The 16,520-nt window shown below is 49.0% G+C and carries 13 protein-coding genes; 11 read left to right on the top strand and 2 right to left on the bottom strand.

What is annotated here, in order from left to right; translation table 11 throughout:
- Window positions 1-78: 78 nt before the first annotated feature.
- On the bottom strand, window positions 79-1,446 hold the full coding sequence (locus G8759_RS09480) for a HAMP domain-containing sensor histidine kinase (protein ID WP_167207332.1): 1,368 nt from the start codon (window positions 1,444-1,446) through the stop codon (window positions 79-81).
- A 3-nt stretch (window positions 1,447-1,449) separates the two neighbouring features.
- The gene (locus G8759_RS09475; RefSeq protein ID WP_167207330.1) at window positions 1,450-2,133 is read right to left on the bottom strand and encodes a response regulator transcription factor; all 684 of its coding nucleotides are present in this window, start codon (window positions 2,131-2,133) and stop codon (window positions 1,450-1,452) included.
- A 366-nt stretch (window positions 2,134-2,499) separates the two neighbouring features.
- Here G8759_RS09475 and G8759_RS09470 point away from each other — a divergent pair, with 366 nt between their 5' ends.
- The 11 genes from G8759_RS09470 to G8759_RS09420 all read left to right on the top strand — a co-directional run bounded on the left by G8759_RS09470 (window position 2,500) and on the right by G8759_RS09420 (window position 16,486).
- Entirely contained in the window at window positions 2,500-5,181 is a 2,682-nt protein-coding gene (locus G8759_RS09470; protein ID WP_167207328.1) for a M14 family zinc carboxypeptidase, read from the top strand.
- Window positions 5,182-5,247: 66 nt separating this feature from the next.
- Entirely contained in the window at window positions 5,248-6,462 is a 1,215-nt protein-coding gene (locus G8759_RS09465) for a sterol desaturase family protein (protein ID WP_167207326.1), read from the top strand.
- A gap of 51 nt (window positions 6,463-6,513) precedes the next feature.
- A complete protein-coding gene (locus tag G8759_RS09460) occupies window positions 6,514-7,482 on the top strand; it encodes a DUF1684 domain-containing protein (protein ID WP_232074190.1) in 969 nt (322 codons plus the stop codon).
- Between the two features lie 15 nt (window positions 7,483-7,497).
- Window positions 7,498-7,773, top strand: a complete 276-nt coding sequence (locus G8759_RS09455; protein WP_167207324.1) for a hypothetical protein — start codon at window positions 7,498-7,500, stop codon at window positions 7,771-7,773.
- 21 nt (window positions 7,774-7,794) lie between these two features.
- On the top strand, window positions 7,795-8,955 hold the full coding sequence (locus G8759_RS09450) for a methionine aminotransferase (RefSeq protein WP_167207322.1): 1,161 nt from the start codon (window positions 7,795-7,797) through the stop codon (window positions 8,953-8,955).
- 12 nt (window positions 8,956-8,967) lie between these two features.
- A complete protein-coding gene (locus tag G8759_RS09445; RefSeq protein ID WP_167207320.1) occupies window positions 8,968-9,453 on the top strand; it encodes a DUF4395 domain-containing protein in 486 nt (161 codons plus the stop codon).
- Window positions 9,454-9,462: 9 nt separating this feature from the next.
- The gene (locus G8759_RS09440; protein WP_167207318.1) at window positions 9,463-10,011 is read left to right on the top strand and encodes a carboxymuconolactone decarboxylase family protein; all 549 of its coding nucleotides are present in this window, start codon (window positions 9,463-9,465) and stop codon (window positions 10,009-10,011) included.
- A gap of 3 nt (window positions 10,012-10,014) precedes the next feature.
- Window positions 10,015-10,818, top strand: a complete 804-nt coding sequence (locus G8759_RS09435) for a mycofactocin-coupled SDR family oxidoreductase (protein ID WP_167207316.1) — start codon at window positions 10,015-10,017, stop codon at window positions 10,816-10,818.
- 49 nt (window positions 10,819-10,867) lie between these two features.
- Entirely contained in the window at window positions 10,868-11,353 is a 486-nt protein-coding gene (locus G8759_RS09430; RefSeq protein ID WP_167207314.1) for a GNAT family N-acetyltransferase, read from the top strand.
- A 369-nt stretch (window positions 11,354-11,722) separates the two neighbouring features.
- Window positions 11,723-14,941 (top strand): SusC/RagA family TonB-linked outer membrane protein, encoded by a 3,219-nt coding sequence (locus G8759_RS09425; RefSeq protein ID WP_232074189.1) that lies wholly within the window; start codon window positions 11,723-11,725, stop codon window positions 14,939-14,941.
- A 48-nt stretch (window positions 14,942-14,989) separates the two neighbouring features.
- Window positions 14,990-16,486, top strand: a complete 1,497-nt coding sequence (locus G8759_RS09420) for a SusD/RagB family nutrient-binding outer membrane lipoprotein (protein WP_167207312.1) — start codon at window positions 14,990-14,992, stop codon at window positions 16,484-16,486.
- Window positions 16,487-16,520: the final 34 nt, after the last annotated feature.

Raw genomic sequence — 16,520 nt, 5'->3', positions numbered from 1 at the left:
AGACCAGCCAATAACTGCTGTCATTAGGGATCAGTTAGAAGGTGATGAGAAACCAATTAGAAACCGATTAGAAATCGATTAGAGCTTTTTGGGCAGTTGAATGGTGAAGGTTGTTCCGCGATTTATCTGTGACGAAACCCTGATCTGGCCGTGGTGAAGCTGAATAATTCGATAGGTGAGCGGAAGGCCAACGCCGTGTCCGTGAATGCGTTTGACGTTCTCGGCCCGAAAAAAGGGTTCGTAGATGCTTTTGATGTCGGTTTCCAGAATGCCGATTCCTTCATCTTTAAACTGAACCGTAACCCAGCGTTCAGTAGCACCCAGGATGACCTCTACCCGCTTGTTTTCGGAAAACTTACAGCCATTTTCCATCAGATTGAAAAAGGCCGAATACAGGAGTGATTTGTTGCCCTCAATGGTTAGTGAGGGCTGAATTGTTTCGATCTGCCCATCAAATGAGAACACAACCGAATAATCAGGCTGACGATTCATCAGCATCTGGGAAGCCTGAAAAATAACTTCATCAATCGATACCTCACTGAATTTCAACGGTGTAGCTTCCAGACTTACCAGGGTCAGATCCAGTAGGTTATTCGTTAGTTTGTTCATGCGCTGAATTACCTCCAGTACCGCTTTCCATTTAGCTTCGTGCTCTTCGACCGTACGCCGTTTTATCAGCGTTACTTCAATCTGGCCCGTTATGATCGTCAGGGGTGTACGCAGCTCATGCGATGCATTGGAAACAAAATTGCGCTGCATCTCAAAAGCTTCCTGTACCCGGTCGAGCATCAGGTTGAAGGTATGCGCGAGCTGGGCTAATTCGTCATGATCATTGCCTGCATTGACCCGTTGGTTCAGATTGGACGCGGTAATCCGGTCTACCTGCCGAATTACGTCGGAAATAGGCCTTAAAGAACGTCCGGCATAGGCCCAGCCCACTGCCCCCATCAGAGCCAGACTGCATAGCAACCCCACGCCCATGATGGTTCCCAGGTGTTGCATTTCCTCCAGACCATACTGGTCATAGGCTGATGCGATCAGGATATATTCCTGTGTGTTATGCTGGTGAATGAAACCGACGATTTCTTTTCCATGATGGCGAAAGAAAACTTCTTTCTTTTTCCGAATAAGATCCAGAATCTCAGGCTTTACGATTGCGCTATCCCGAGTGGCATACAGCATTCGGTTGCTCCGATCATAAATATTGATCTGCTCTTCGGGGAGAGCGGTTAAATTATTTTGCTCGATGATCCGTAGCAGACGCGTCGTAATCTCATCTTCATCAAGGAGCAACCGGGCCGTTGTTCTTGCTTTATCGCTCAGTCGCAGGTAAAAGTCACGCTGCCGGAAATACTCGGCTGTGGCATAGACCACAAACGAAAACAGCAGTAGAATAGCCGCAACAATTCCGACAAACGTAAACGATAGGCGAGTCCTTATTTTCATGAGTTAGTCGTCGGTGGCCTGCATAATGTACCCAATACCACTTAGGGTATGGATTAGCTTGAGCGGAAAATCCTTGTCTATTTTCTTGCGTAAATAATTGACGTACACATCCACGACGTTGGTGCCTGTATCGAAATTAATGTCCCAGACATGCTCAATTATTTCGTTTCGGGTCAGGGCACGATTCTGGTTTTTCAGAAAAAACTCAAGCAAGGCCAATTCTCTGGCTGTCAGCATTATTTTCTGATTTCCACGTTTTACCGTTTTACTCTGCTGGTTCAGTTCCAGATCCGCAATTTTAAGAACCGGCAAGTCGGTCGACTGGACAGAATTTCGCCGGGTCAGTGCGCGCAACCGGGCAACGAGTTCGCGAAATTCAAACGGTTTTACGAGATAGTCATCCGCACCAGCATCGAATCCATCCAGTTTGCTTGTGGTACTCCCAAACGCGGTCAGCATCAGAATTGGCAAGGTTTCAAAGCGGTTCCGAATCATCCGACACAGATCAAATCCGCTGATGATGGGTAAATTCACATCAAGAATGACAATATCAAAGTCCCGTTCCGCCAGCCTTTGTTGAGCTTCCATAGCATCGCCCGCTATTGTTGCCTCGAAGCCATAATCCTCTAAACCCGTTTTGATGAGCGCTGCGACTTCCCCTTCATCTTCAACGATCAAAATTCGCATAATATCCAATATTGAGTAAACCCTTTCTGAAGAATTCAGGTCAGGCAATTAGCAAAATCAACTTAATACTGGTAAAGTAACAGTGTTAGTGGGTCGATCAAGTTCCGAATCAATCACGTAATTTGAATTAATTCCTCTAATGCTTTAAAGAAACTGACTAACTGGCTTTGACATAAAGCACTAAAATCGGGCCATCCGGCAATAGCCTGCTGCCTGATATAAGCGCCATCCCTAGTCAACCTAATGTGCAATATCTTACTTCCCAAAATCCTATCGACCGGTAAATCAGAACAATAGCGTCAAAAAAAGGAGATGATCTATTTTTTCATATCGAAAAACCTATAAGTTTGTAAAAAAACGACCATCATGCACAAACTAAATCTACTACTCCTATCGACTATATTATTTATAGCCCTTTCTCCACCCCTACTCGCTCAGAATAGGTACTATTTTTCTGGATACAAACCCACCTTCGACCCTACGATTCCAACCCCTGAGCAGTTTCTGGGCTACCCGATTGGTACTCACTACACACGATACGATCAAATCGTGGCTTATCTTAAAGAGCTCGATCGGCTATCCGACAAGGTAAGTCTGATCAACATTGGCAAAACTTATGAAGAACGTCCTCAGGTGATCGCGTTCTTTACATCAGTTGCTAATCAGAAAAATCTGGAGCAGATACGTAAAGACCATCTGCAACTGGCTGATCCAAAAATTCCGGCACCAGACTACAGTAAATTACCGGTTGTTGTTCATCTGGCCTACACAGTTCATGGCAATGAAAATTCCAGCAGCGAAGCGGCCCTATTGACAGCTTACTACCTGACAGCTTCGACCGACGCCGAAACAGGCCGATGGCTCAATGAAGCTGTTTTAACACTTGATCCAGCCGAAAACCCCGATGGTCGCGACCGTGCCGTGCAATGGTTCAATCAGCATAAATCATTCCCGCCGGTTACTGATCCGCTCGACCGCGAACACAACGAGCTCTGGCCCGGTGGACGTTTTAACCACTACCTCAACGACCTCAATCGCGACTGGCTTCCACTGGCTCACATCGAGAGTCGCAACCGGATGAAGTTTCACCATGACTGGTACCCAAACGTGATGATCGATTTTCACGAGATGGGCACCAATAGTACCTATTATTTTGAACCATCGAAGCCTTACAGCACCGAAAATGACCTGATTCCACGCGCTACCTACGATGTGCTGAATGTGAAACTGGCGAAATATTTTGCCAAAGCCCTGGATAATCTCGGCACGTTTTACTGGACCAAAGAGCAGTTCGATAACCTCTCTCCCATTTATGGTTCTACCTATCCTGATTTTACCGGGGGCGTGGGCGTAACCTTTGAAGTGGGTAGCTCACGTGGACTGGCACAGGAGGGCACCAACGGCGTCGTGACATTCCCGTTCACGATTCGTAACCATGTAGCAACCGGTTTAGCAGCCATAAAAGGAGCCGTTGAGGAAAAAGACGTTTACCTGAAACACCAGAAAGAGTTCTTCGCATCTGCCCTGACCGAAGCGCAGAAATTTCCAACCAAAGCCTACGTATTTGGCAGTAGTAACGACGATAATCTGACCAATCGCTTCCTGGAAACACTCCTGCAACACCACATTCAGGTGTATGAGCTACCCCAGCGCACTACCGTTGAGAGCAAGACCTTTACGCCGGGGAAAGCCTATGTCGTTCCGACGGCACAGCCCAATTACCGAATTGTTCATTCGCTTTTTGAGGAAGTGACAGCCTTCCACGATAGTGTTTTTTACGACGTAACCGGTTGGTCGCTCGTGCATGGTTATGGACTTCCATACGCCAAATTGAAAGACGCGGCTCTGGTGAAAGGCAATCCGATTTCGGTGGCCAAGCCATTGGCAGGAGGTATTCTGAACGGCCCATCGACCTACGCTTATGTGCTGAACTGGTCCGACTATCACGCGTCGACGGCACTATCTTCTTTACAACTGGCAGGCGTTCAGGCCAAAGTAGCGCTGAAGCCATTCCAGGTGAATACAGTGGCTCGTTCCAGTTCAGGACCGCAAAGCATTAATCCCGTCAAGGATGACCCAAATCGTGATTTCGGATACGGTTCCATCGTGATCCCGGTAGCCGCTCAGTCTATCAGTGCCGATTCGCTCTACAAGGTCGTCAACGCTATCAGTAAACAGGCTGGCGTAACCTTTACGGGTGTTTCAACGGGATTCAATGCGGGGGGCATCGACCTGGGCAGTAACAACATCCGTACGCTGAAAAAGCCCGAAGCTGCTTTGCTGGTTGGCCAGGGCGTTAACCCATCCGAAGCAGGTGAAGTCTGGTTTTTGCTGAGCGAACACCTGAAGCTACCACTCTCAAAGATCGAGATCAGTAACGCCGGACGGGCGAATTGGAGCCGTTACAACACTGTGATTCTGGTGGGCGGTCAGTACGCATCGCTCGACAAAGCGGTTGTTGCCCGACTGAAAAACTGGGTTGAAGAGGGCGGCACCCTGATCACCCTCAAAAACGCGTCTGAATGGGCCATCAAACAGGGTCTGGTTAAAGAAAATCTACTGGCTCCGGCTGCCGTTGCGAAGGCAGATACGGGCAAATCGGCAGCAACCCGCCCGAACGATCGAATTGACTTTGTCAACATTGCGGCCAAAGAAGGGCCTCGTGCCGTGGCTGGCTCGATTTATACGGCCGATCTGGATATTACGAACCCACTTGGATTCGGTTTTACGGATCGCAAAATCTTTGTGTTCCGCAACGGAACGACCATTCTCAAACCAAGTAGCAGTCCCTATGGCACGGTGGTAAAATACACGGCGTCGCCCTATGTGAGCGGGTTTGTTTCAAAAGAAAATCTAAAGAAAATCAGCAATTCCGCGGCTGTGGTTGTGAGTCCGGAAGGAGCCGGGCGGATCGTACTGTTCGCCGATAATCCGAATTTCCGCAGTTACTGGCATGGCACCTCGAAATTGTTCCTGAACGCGCTGTTGTTTGGTCAGCATCTGACGGTTCCGGCTACCCAATTGTCGAACGGGCAGGAAGAGAATTAGCATGGTGTCGCCAAAGCGAACGGTCTCTTTGGCGACAATTTTATAAATAAGTAGTAGCGAATACCTATGCAGATTAACTGGATTGCCTTTGCCGTTCCCTTGTTCCTGTTTTTTATGGGGGTGGAATATCTCGTTGCCAAACGGCAGAAGAAAAAGTACTTTACATTCAACAATTCGGTTGCCAACCTGAACGTGGGCATCGCCGAACGGCTTATCGATAGTTTTACGGTTGGCGCGTTTTATTTCGTGTATAATTATTTACATCAACATTATGCCCTGTTCGACATTAAAACCAATGCCTGGACTTGGATAGCCTTGCTCATCGCCACCGATTTTGTCTGGTACTGGTATCATCGGCTGGCCCATGAGATTAATGTGTTCTGGGCCGTTCATGTAGTGCATCATCAGAGCGAAGATTTCAATTACACTGTTTCGGCCCGCATTACGGTCTTTCAGGCCGTGGTACGCACAGGTTTCTGGTCGATTTTGCCGGTCATCGGTTTTCCCGCCGAAATGATTACGACCATGCTGCTGGTTCACGGACTCTATCCGTTTTTTATTCACACCCGCACAATAGGCAAACTGGGCTGGCTCGAGCATGTCTTCGTGACACCTTCACACCACCGCGTTCACCACGCGAGCAATCCCGACTACCTGGACAAGAACTATGGTGACGTCTTTATTTTCTGGGACAAGCTGTTTGGCACCTTTGCCGAAGAGCAGGAAGAACCCGTTTATGGCTTAACCAAACAGCTCGACAGCCATAGCTTTCTGTGGCAGCATTTTCATTTTCTGCTTGAGTTAGTTGAGCATGCCCGCCGAACACCGGGGTTCCGGGCTAAAATCAAGCTTCTCTTCGACAAACCGGATGCCGTTGACCCGACGATTCGCGAGGGATTAGAAAATCAGCTGTTGTTGCGCTCATCCGTACGAGCAACGAGCCGACGATTTCGGGGCTATGTCGTTGGGCAACTTACGGGTATCCTGTTGATCTTATTTACCTACCTGCTGTTTGACGGCTACGTGTCTGTACCCGTAAAGGTTCTAACCACCCTCTTTATTTTGCTGACAGTAATTAATTGTGGAGCACTGCTTGAACAACGGCAATGGGTACTGTACCCTGAAATTGGCCGGTTGATCGTGCTCTGGCTTGGTTTATACCTGACGCTGGGCTATCCGATGCTGGTCATTCTGGCCTATATCGGTGGGCTGTCGCTCTGGGCTTATTTCTCATTGATCCAAAAACGTTATTTCCGGCTCGTGTATGGAACGGTGGGGTAACCACTTACTATCCAGCCGAATACCTTCATTACTGACTACAGCCTGAATTTTATGAGACACAAACTCGAAAACAACCAAATGGCGTTCCGGGGCAATAAGGCAGCCCGAAAATCACCGTCTTTGACGGTGTACTCACGCTGGTTTATGGCCCTCTGCCTGCTGATGACTCTTGTAGTATCCGGGTTTCGCATCACCGACGATCCGGCTTATCGGGAAAAAATCGATCAATGGCACCAGAAACGCGTTGTTTCGTTGAAGAGCGAAAATGGCTGGCTCAATCTGGCCGGGCTATTCTGGCTGAAAGAGGGTAAAAACTCACTTGGTCGGGGTTCTGATTTTGATATAGCCTTTCCGGTGGCCGACGCACCGGCCGATCTGGGCCAGCTTTATCTGGAAAAAGGAGACGTTCGCTTTGTTCCGCACAAGGGAGCAACCGTATCGGCCAATGAGCAGCCCCTAACTGAATCTACCGTCATTTTTGGTCCAAATCAAAAGCCCCTAACCCTGGCTCATGGCTCGCTGCGATGGTTTATCATTAAACGAGGCAATCAATATGGCATTCGCTTACGCGATCTCGATAGCCCTTATGTAAGCGAATTTCACGGTGTCGAGCGTTTCCCGGTCGACGAAAGCTGGCAGGTTAAAGCGCGGGTGGAAACCCCATCGACTCCAAAAACCATTCCGATTCTTGACGTACTGGGCCTGACATCCCAGCAACCGTTAGTAGGTACGCTTGTCTTCGAACGGGCAGGCAAAACCTACCGGCTCGATGCGGTTGGTGAAGGACAAAAGTTATTTATCCTGTTTGGTGACGCCACCAACACCCACGAAACCTACGGGTCGGGGCGGTTCCTGTACGCTGACAAGCCGGGGGCCGATGGCACCACGATCCTCGACTTCAATCAGGCCATAAACCCACCCTGCGCCTTTACTCCCTACGCCACCTGTCCGCTGCCACCGAAACAGAACAAGCTGGCGTTGGCCGTTACGGCCGGAGAAAAACGTTACGGAGATCATTGATGGATTAGTTATCGTATGCAAAGCGACCGAAATCAGAACAGAGCGGCTCATTTCCAGGACCTGACTTATCAGGGCCAGTTGGACACGGTTTGGCGGCAGGGGAAATCACTGCAGATCCGGCGAATTCCGGGCTATTGGATTCACCTCTACGCCGTTGATGCTCTTTTTGTGGAAATGTGGATCTGTCAGCGACAATATGATGTTATGCTATTACGCGTGCTGGACAGTATCGATGAATTAGAACCCTATCTGCATACGATTCAACTGTCGCTGCAAGAACTTCTGCCGTAACACGTTTTAAACACAACTTTCATGAATACGACATTAGGCACTGGCCTCCAATCGAAACTACCCCATGTTGGCACCACCATTTTTACGGTCATGTCGAAGCTGGCAGCCGAAACCGGGGCCATCAATCTCTCGCAGGGATTTCCGGGATTCGATTGTTCGCCCGAACTGGTGTCGCTGGTTGAGCACTATCTGCGAAAGGGATTTAATCAATACGCGCCCATGACAGGGGTTCCTGCCCTGCGGGAAGCACTGGCTCAGAAAGCGTTCGATCAATACCGGGTTGCTTATGACCCCGACACCGAAGTAACCGTTACGTCGGGAGCTACCGAAGCTCTTTTTGCGGCCATTACGGCAGTGGTTCGGCCGGGCGATGAGGTGATCGTTTTCGAACCCGCCTACGACAGTTACGTTCCTGCTATTGAACTGAATGGCGGTATTCCGGTCTATGTAACGCTGACACCACCCGATTATCAAATCGACTGGCAGGCGGTAGGGCAGAAAATTACCGACAAAACCCGGCTGATTTTAGTCAATACACCCCATAACCCTACCGGACGAGTCTGGACAACGGATGACCTTCAGCAACTAGCCGATCTGATTCAGGATCGCGACATCTGGATCGTGAGTGATGAGGTCTACGAACATATTCTGTTCGATCATCGAACACACCTGTCACTGATGACGCATCCGGTCTTACAGGAACGTACGTTTGTAGTTGGCTCCTTTGGAAAGACATTCCACATTACTGGCTGGAAAATAGGTTACTGCCTGGCACCGAAGGACTTAACGACTGAATTTCGAAAAATCCACCAGTACCTGACATTCAGTACGGTTACGCCAATCCAGTATGCGCTGGCCGATTATTTAAACGATCCGGATCACTATCGGCAACTACCGGATTTTTATCAACGAAAGCGGGATCTGTTTCTGGCCGGACTGAGCCAGTCACGGTTTAGCTTCAAACCGGCAGAAGGCAGTTTTTTTCAGACGGTTTCGTACACCAATATCACCGACGAGCCCGACTACGATCTGGCCGTGCGGCTTACAAAGGAAATTGGCGTAGCGTCGATTCCCGTTTCAGTTTTTTATCAGCAGAAAAATGATTACCGAATCCTGCGGTTCTGCTTTGCCAAAGAAGACGCGATTTTGCAGGAGGCCGCTCAACGACTTAGTCAATTATAAACTTAACGATCAATGAAAAACGTAACTATTCAGAAGCCCCAGAACCAACTGGCGGGCTTTAGTCAATCGGAACTGGATTGCCCGGTAGATGGGGTGAAAGTCAATGAAAATAAAGTGCGGACGGTTGCTTTCTTTGTGCTGTTGATTGCCATCACCCATGTGTTTACCAGTTTCTGGCTGCTGCCGGTTGTACTTCTGGTTGATTTTGCACTCCGGGCGTTCGATTATGGCAAGTTTAGCCCCTTTGCCCGGATCAGCGATACCGTGGTAAAAGCGCTGCATTTTCCGGTTCGCCCGATCGATCAGGCTCCAAAACGCTTTGCAGCTGGTGTCGGTATGGTATTTGCGGCTTCTATTCTGACAGTAGATCTGCTGGGTGGCAACCCGCTCGTTCTGACCATTACACTAGCCCTTTTTGCGGCTCTTGAATCGCTGGTAGGCATTTGTGCCGGTTGCTATGTCTACACCCTTCTGAAACGCAGCAAAATCATAAACTAGCCATTCCCCATGCCCCGGATAACACCCCTTCCGTCTGACGACGTTACACCTGACGTACAGACGGCTTTCGATGCCCATGTAACCGATTACCCAGGTAGTCGAATTACGAACATGAAGGCTACGCTGGGCCGATCGTTGCTATCATTTCAGATTTATATGCAATGGTATCCGCTGTATGAAGAAGTGAAGAAAACGCTCGGCGACCGGCTGGCTTATCTGTTTGCCCACACCATTTCGGAAGGTTCGAACTGCCCACTGTGCACCACATTTTTCCGGCGAATCATTATTGATAACGGCGAACGCCCCGAAGACCTCCATCTGAGTAACCATGAGCAGGCCGTAATCAACTTCGGAAGTGCTATTGCGCAGCATAAAGGAGAGGTACCTGACGAACTCTATGAACCCATTGCCGAACGGTATACCGACCAGCAGATTGTGGTACTGGTTGCTTTTGCTGGTCAGATGATTGCCACAAACGTGTTCAACAATGTACTCGACGTAACTATTGACGATTACCTGTATCCTTATTTGCCCCTGACCCAACAACACCAACCGTAACTAATGGCTGATTTACAGAAAAAAGTAGCGTTCATTACCGGCGCGGCTCATGGTCAGGGCCGCGCCGTAGCTCTTGCTTTAGCCAAAGAAGGAATCAATATTGTTGCCTTCGATTTGGCCAAACCCCTGGCCTATCCTGGTTATAAGCTTGGCTCCAAAACTGAGCTCGAATCGTTGCAACACGAAGTAGAAGCGCTGGGGGTCGGGTGTCTGACCGTTCAGGGAGATGTTCGACGCAATGATGAAGTAAAACAGGCTGTCGATGCAGCCGTTGTCGATTTTGGCCGAATCGATATTCTCTTCAATAATGCGGGCATCTGTGCCTACGGATTAGCGCACGAACTTCCCGAAGAAGAATGGGACGCCATGCTCGACATTAATCTGAAGGGTGCCTGGCTGGTAGCCAGGCACGTGATTCCGGTCATGATCAGGCAAAAGAGTGGTGCCATCATCAATAATTCGTCCATTGCCGGACTACGGGGTATGAATCGACTGAGCCATTACGCAGCCTCAAAATGGGGCCTGGTTGGCTTAACCAAATCGTGGGCCATTGAACTGGCCCCACATAACATCCGGGTCAACTCGATCCACCCAACCGGCGTCAATACACCCATGAACGATGGCCTGGCCGAACTCGAAGGTACCACCACGCAGGCGATTGCCGAACGGTCGGCGGGCAATCTACTTCCTGTACCCTGGGTAGAGCCCGAAGACGTTTCAGCTATGGTTCTCTATCTGGTTTCCGACGGAGCACGGTACATAACCGGTTCCCAGTTTGTGCTGGATGCGGGCCTGTTGACACGGTAAGCAAGCGGATAAGATTTTTGTCCAATTCATTCAGAATCTATAGCGCCGTATGCGTTTCCGACGGATTGAAGAAAAGGATGCGGATGTAGTTTGGGACATCATCAGCAACATTATTCAGACAGGTGACACCTGGGTTTTCGCTCCTGATTCGTCACGGGAGAAAATGCTGGCTATCTGGTTCGACACACAGAAGTACGCATACGTTTGTGAGCTGGAAAACGAAATAGTCGGCACATTTTTCATCAAAGCCAATCAGCCCGACTTAGGTTCGCACGTAGCCAATGCGGGTTATATGGTAAAACCGGACTACCGTGGCCGTGGAATCGCCGAAGCCATGTGCCGCTTTTCGCTGGACGAAGCCAGGCGATTAGGCTTTAGAGCCATGCAGTTCAATAGCGTTGTCAGCACGAACGAAGTAGCAATCAGACTTTGGAAACGGTGTGGTTTTGAGGTTATTGGTACATTGCCCAAAGCCTTTCACCACCAGACATTGGGCTTTACCGATGCGCTGGTTATGTACCAGTGGCTGGGATAACGAGTTATACGATTTCCCATTGCTTCCCTGTTTATAATTAGCTCCCCTATCAGGCCAAGGCTATCTCTTTCTACTATAGTGCCCCGCCAAGCGTCAGCAGCCAATTGCATTTGGTTTTGCTGATTGTGCTGTATTTGGCCACCAGTAATCTGGCTAGAAAGTCCCCCCTCAATACAGCATCTTCCACGCAAAGCCGATTTTTCACCCATAAACACATGGTTATCTATAAGTCGATACTAGCCTGTGTTCATTATTTTGTTAGCTTTGGAAATATCAATATTAAATTAGTGTTAAGAAATTATTAACAAATTGTTAAGAAATATGAAAAGACATTTCCATTCATTTACCCTAAAAAGGCTATCTCTGAGTATGATAGCCTTTTTGATTTCCGGGTTTTTGTGGGCTCAGACCGCTATTCAGGGAACGGTCCTGGATGCCAAAAAAGAGCCATTAGTAGGAATAAACGTTCTCGTAAAAGGAACCACTCGTGGAACGGTTACCGATGTTACCGGCAAATTTTCAGTGAATGCAGACCCTACTGCAACGCTCATTTTTTCGGGTGTTGGATTTGTCAGGCAGGAAGTGCCCGTCGGCAACCGAACGGAACTTTCGGTAACGCTTGCCGAAGACAATGCCGTATTGAGTGAAGTGGTCGTAACAGCCCTCGGCATCAAGCGCGACAAGCGTTCACTGGGGTATTCAATCCAGGAATTAAATGGACAGGATATTTCAACGGCCAAAGAAGCCAATGTAGCGACTACACTTGCCGGTAAAATGGCGGGTGTTCAGGTAACTCGTTCGGCCAATGGCGCAGGCGGCTCGTCGCGGGTGATCATCCGGGGCGCTAACTCACTCGTGGGAAACAGCCAGCCGCTGTATGTCATTGACGGGATTCCAATGGACAATCAAAATCCAAAGGCCCCCGGCAGCACAGGCGGTATTGACTATGGCGACGGAATTTCCAATATCAACCCAGAAGATATCGAAACAATTTCTGTGCTGAAAGGGCCCAATGCAGCTGCCTTGTACGGTCAGCGGGGTAGCAACGGCGTTGTTCTGATTACAACCAAGTCGGGTAAAAACCGAAAAGGCATTGGTGTTAAATACGGTATCGATTATTCGCTGGGCAATGCGCTGGTATTACCTGATTTTCAGGACGAATACGCACAGGGGCTGGATGGCACCTTCACAAATTTCCGGGGTAACGATGGCAAAATTTACACCTGGGCTGCTGCTCAGGCGGCTGGTGTTCAGGGCATTCCCAAGATGAGCGGTGGCCGCGATCGCTTCACGCGAGCCAGTTGGGGACCTCGCATGGATGGTCAGCAGTATGAAGATCAGTGGGGAAATGTGTTGAGTCTCACACCGCAGCCGAATACCTTTCAGAAGTTTTTCAATACAGAAAAACAGATGGTCAATAACCTGAGTCTGGAGGGTGGAAATGATGCCGTGAGCTATCGACTGGCTTATTCCAATACGAACATTAATGGTTATGTGCCTAGCAACACCCTCAACCGTAATAACATCAGCCTGCGCACCGTAGCCAAAGTGACGTCGAAACTGGAAGCTGATATTAAAGTCAATTACATTGCCCAGGCGGGTGTAAATCGACCTACGGTTTCCGATGCCGCCGATAATCCAGCTTATATTTTCATCAGCCAGCCAAGAAGTATGCCAATGGATATTCTGGCGAATTCAGCCTGGACTGCTGCCGATATCGCTAAACAACTCGGGTATGGCACAACCGCTTTTGTTGGTCTCGAAAAGACCTATGCAACCAACTCATCGACAGCCAACCCTTACTGGACGATGACACGTACACGCAATTCCGACGATCGTCGTCGTATTATTGGCCTGGTTAAACTCAGTTATCAGTTCAACGACTGGATTCGCCTGACGGCCCGGACCGGAACGGATTTTTATACCGATCAGCGTTTCCGGTATCGCGATAAAGGTACCTATGTAACAACCAACAAAAATGGCGACATCACGGAAGAAATTACGCGTACCCGCGAAGATAACAGCGACGTTTTGTTGTCTCTTACACCCAAAATTTCGGAGGATTTTTCATTAGGTTTAAACATTGGCGCTAACCATCAACGCTATTATTCCCGTACGACCGGCAATACGGGCAATGAATTTATCGCACCGAACCTGTTCATTATCAATAATACGCTGACAAATTCGTATGTATTTGGCCTTACCGAGTCGTCGATCAATTCGGTGTATGCATCAGGATCGGTAGGGTATAAGGAGATGGCCTTCATAGATTTCTCGGCCCGTAATGACTGGTCGTCGACGTTGTCGCCAAAAAACAACTCGTTCTTCTATCCCGCCATCAGCGGCAGCCTGATTCTGACGGATGCACTTCGTTTACAGAGTCCTACCCTAAGTTTCCTGAAAGTAAGAGCATCCTGGGCACAGGCAGGCAGTTCGGGTAGTCCGTATCAGCTCAATGGAAACTATTCACTGGATCAATATACTCAGGGCGGTATTCCCCTTGCGTCGTTTGCGTCGACCATTCCCGACCCAAACCTGAAAAACGAGCTGACCACATCGACCGAATTTGGCGTCGAAGCCCGTTTGTTTAAAAATCGCCTGGGTCTGACGTTTGCCTACTACAATGCCGGAACCAAGAATCAAATTCTGAATGTGCCTTTACCACCGTCGAGTACGTTTACATCCCGCTTGATCAATGCAGGCGAAATTCGTAATCACGGTATTGAGTTGTCGCTCAATGGAACACCCGTCAAAACGGCATCGGGTTTCTCATGGGATGCTACACTGAACTATTCGCACAATCGGAACGAAGTGGTTTCGCTGGCAGAAGGTGTTTCGACGTACATTCTGGGTAGCGATCGGGGAGTACAGGTTATTGCGACACCGGGCAAGCCTTTTGGTACGATTCTCGGCAATGGCTTCCAGTGGCTTCGGGATGGATCAGGAAACCGCATCATCGATCCAGCAACGGGCCTTCCGGTGAAAACAAACGCCAAAATCCTGTACGAAATGGGCAATGCGTTACCTAAATGGATTGGTGGTTTCAACAACGTATTCCGTTACAAAGGCCTGATGTTGTCAGGACTGATTGACGTCAGTCAGGGCGGCAAAGTATACTCGCAAAGTTTACGCGAAGAATTGATTTACGGAACGATCAAGAAGACGCTGCCGGGCCGCGACGGAAGTTATGTGGCGGAAGGAGTTGTCGGTTCGAAATCGGCCGATGGCACCTGGACCGGAACCGGGCAGGTTAATACCAAGACCGTACGCGCGCAGGACTACTGGAACGTTGTGGCTCCCGATAAAGACAATGTTGTATCAGAAGAGCTTCTCAATGACGCCAGTTATGTGATGCTGCGGGAAATGACGCTCAATTACAGCATTCCAGCCAAGTGGGTCAACAAAACACCCTTCCGCAGCATTCGGGCGGGGATCTATGGCCGGAACCTGTTCTATTTACAGCGTAAGACAGATGGGTTTGCGCCAGAAGCCTCTTCTTTCAACGTCAACAATTCCTCCTTGGGTCTTGAATCGACAGCCTTGCCCCTACTTCGGTATTTTGGCTTTAGTCTGAACTGTGAACTGTAAATCGTCCCCTGAATCGATACGATTCTTTACGCCAAACTTGATTCATCCATGAAAAAAATACTGACACCCATTTATATAGCTGCAGTTCTGTTATTATCTCAGGCCTGTACGGATGACTTTGAAAAAATAAATACGCCACCAACCTCGGTCACAACGATTGACCCTGGGCTGGTGCTGTCGAAAGTTCAGCGCGATGCTGCCTTTTCGGAAGGTTTTGAATACCCCAACAACCAATTTGGTTCCTGGATACAGCAATGGGCTGGTGGAGTACTAATTTCAAGCTCGCGCTATGTTCAGCAGGCCGATACTGATCTCTGGGCGAGTCATTACGTCTATCTGCGGAATATCAGCCAGATTAGAAATCAGTTGTTGAAAGGACTGGAAAACGATCCGAAAGGCCGTACCAAGCTAGCCATTGCCCGAATTGTCGAGATCTCGATTTGGCAGCGGCTAACCGATTTATTCGGTGACGTACCCTATTCGCAAAGTGCGTTGGGTGTCGAAAATGTGAATAACCAACCCACATTTGATACGCAGGAATCTATTTACAAATCACTGATCACCAGTCTCGACGCGGCTATTGCGCAGCTCAACGCGGCTGACGATAGTTATGGCACGGCCGATTTTTACTACAAAGGTGATGTGACAAAATGGAAGAAATATGGTAACTCGCTGAAGCTTCGATTAGGAATGCGCATTCGCTACGCAGATGCGACCCTGGCTCAGAAAACCGTTACCGAAGCAATGGGCCAGCCGTTGCTGGAATCGAATGCCGATAATGCGGTCATCCCAACTTACAACGATGCGACCAATGCTAACGTCCACCCTGTATTGAACCATTGGCTGGCTGGAAGTCCTGACCTGAAATATCTGGCCGATACATTTGTGAACCAGTTGGTTGCAACCAGCGACCCCCGATTGCCGCGTCTGGTTGAACCGACTGTCAATTCCGTAAAAGCCGGAAAACCGGCCTACAAAGGCATTGGCGTAGCCCTGACCGATGCGTTGCTCAAAACCATCATCAAGGATGATTACTCAACGGCTTCACAGACAACGTTTTTCAATAAAGCCTATTCGCCCGCCATTCCGTGTGCCCAGTTTACCTTTGCTGACGTGAGTTTTTACAAAGCCGAAGCCGCTCTTGAAGGCTGGGGTGCGACAAGCGATCAGGCCGAGAAGTTCTATCAGGATGGCGTAAGAGCAGCTATGTCGATGGCTCCGTATAATGTAACGACCATCCCGGCCACTTATACCGAGTTATCGTTTACGGGGTTGACGAAAGAACAAAAACTCGAAAAAATCGGTACCCAAAAATGGATTCAGCTGTTCGGGCGGTCCTACGAAGCCTTTATCGAATGGCGGAGAATGGGCTATCCAAAACTGGCTCCCGGCCCAAATCCGGGTTCAACAAATGGACAAATTCCTCGTCGGTCGGTCTATTCCACACAGGAAGCATTGCTTAATAAAACCAACTATGATGCCGCTGTCGCTCGATTTGCCAACGGTGATTCGTATTTGAGCAAAGTATGGTGGGATAAACGCTAACGGTCAGACAGACACAATACGTATCGCTCGATCA

The sequence above is a fragment of the Spirosoma aureum genome (assembly GCF_011604685.1).
Lineage (GTDB): Bacteria > Bacteroidota > Bacteroidia > Cytophagales > Spirosomataceae > Spirosoma > Spirosoma aureum.
This window is presented reverse-complemented; position numbering and strand designations above follow the sequence as displayed.

Coding starts and splice junctions, on each gene's coding strand:
- G8759_RS09450 (WP_167207322.1), top strand. CDS start 7,795: ATGAATACGACATTAGGCACTGGCCTCCAATCGAAACTACCCCATGTT.
- G8759_RS09435 (WP_167207316.1), top strand. CDS start 10,015: ATGGCTGATTTACAGAAAAAAGTAGCGTTCATTACCGGCGCGGCTCAT.
- G8759_RS09465 (WP_167207326.1), top strand. CDS start 5,248: ATGCAGATTAACTGGATTGCCTTTGCCGTTCCCTTGTTCCTGTTTTTT.
- G8759_RS09430 (WP_167207314.1), top strand. CDS start 10,868: ATGCGTTTCCGACGGATTGAAGAAAAGGATGCGGATGTAGTTTGGGAC.
- G8759_RS09480 (WP_167207332.1), bottom strand. CDS start 1,446: ATGAAAATAAGGACTCGCCTATCGTTTACGTTTGTCGGAATTGTTGCG.
- G8759_RS09460 (WP_232074190.1), top strand. CDS start 6,514: ATGAGACACAAACTCGAAAACAACCAAATGGCGTTCCGGGGCAATAAG.
- G8759_RS09470 (WP_167207328.1), top strand. CDS start 2,500: ATGCACAAACTAAATCTACTACTCCTATCGACTATATTATTTATAGCC.
- G8759_RS09455 (WP_167207324.1), top strand. CDS start 7,498: ATGCAAAGCGACCGAAATCAGAACAGAGCGGCTCATTTCCAGGACCTG.
- G8759_RS09475 (WP_167207330.1), bottom strand. CDS start 2,133: ATGCGAATTTTGATCGTTGAAGATGAAGGGGAAGTCGCAGCGCTCATC.
- G8759_RS09420 (WP_167207312.1), top strand. CDS start 14,990: ATGAAAAAAATACTGACACCCATTTATATAGCTGCAGTTCTGTTATTA.
- G8759_RS09440 (WP_167207318.1), top strand. CDS start 9,463: ATGCCCCGGATAACACCCCTTCCGTCTGACGACGTTACACCTGACGTA.
- G8759_RS09445 (WP_167207320.1), top strand. CDS start 8,968: ATGAAAAACGTAACTATTCAGAAGCCCCAGAACCAACTGGCGGGCTTT.
- G8759_RS09425 (WP_232074189.1), top strand. CDS start 11,723: ATGATAGCCTTTTTGATTTCCGGGTTTTTGTGGGCTCAGACCGCTATT.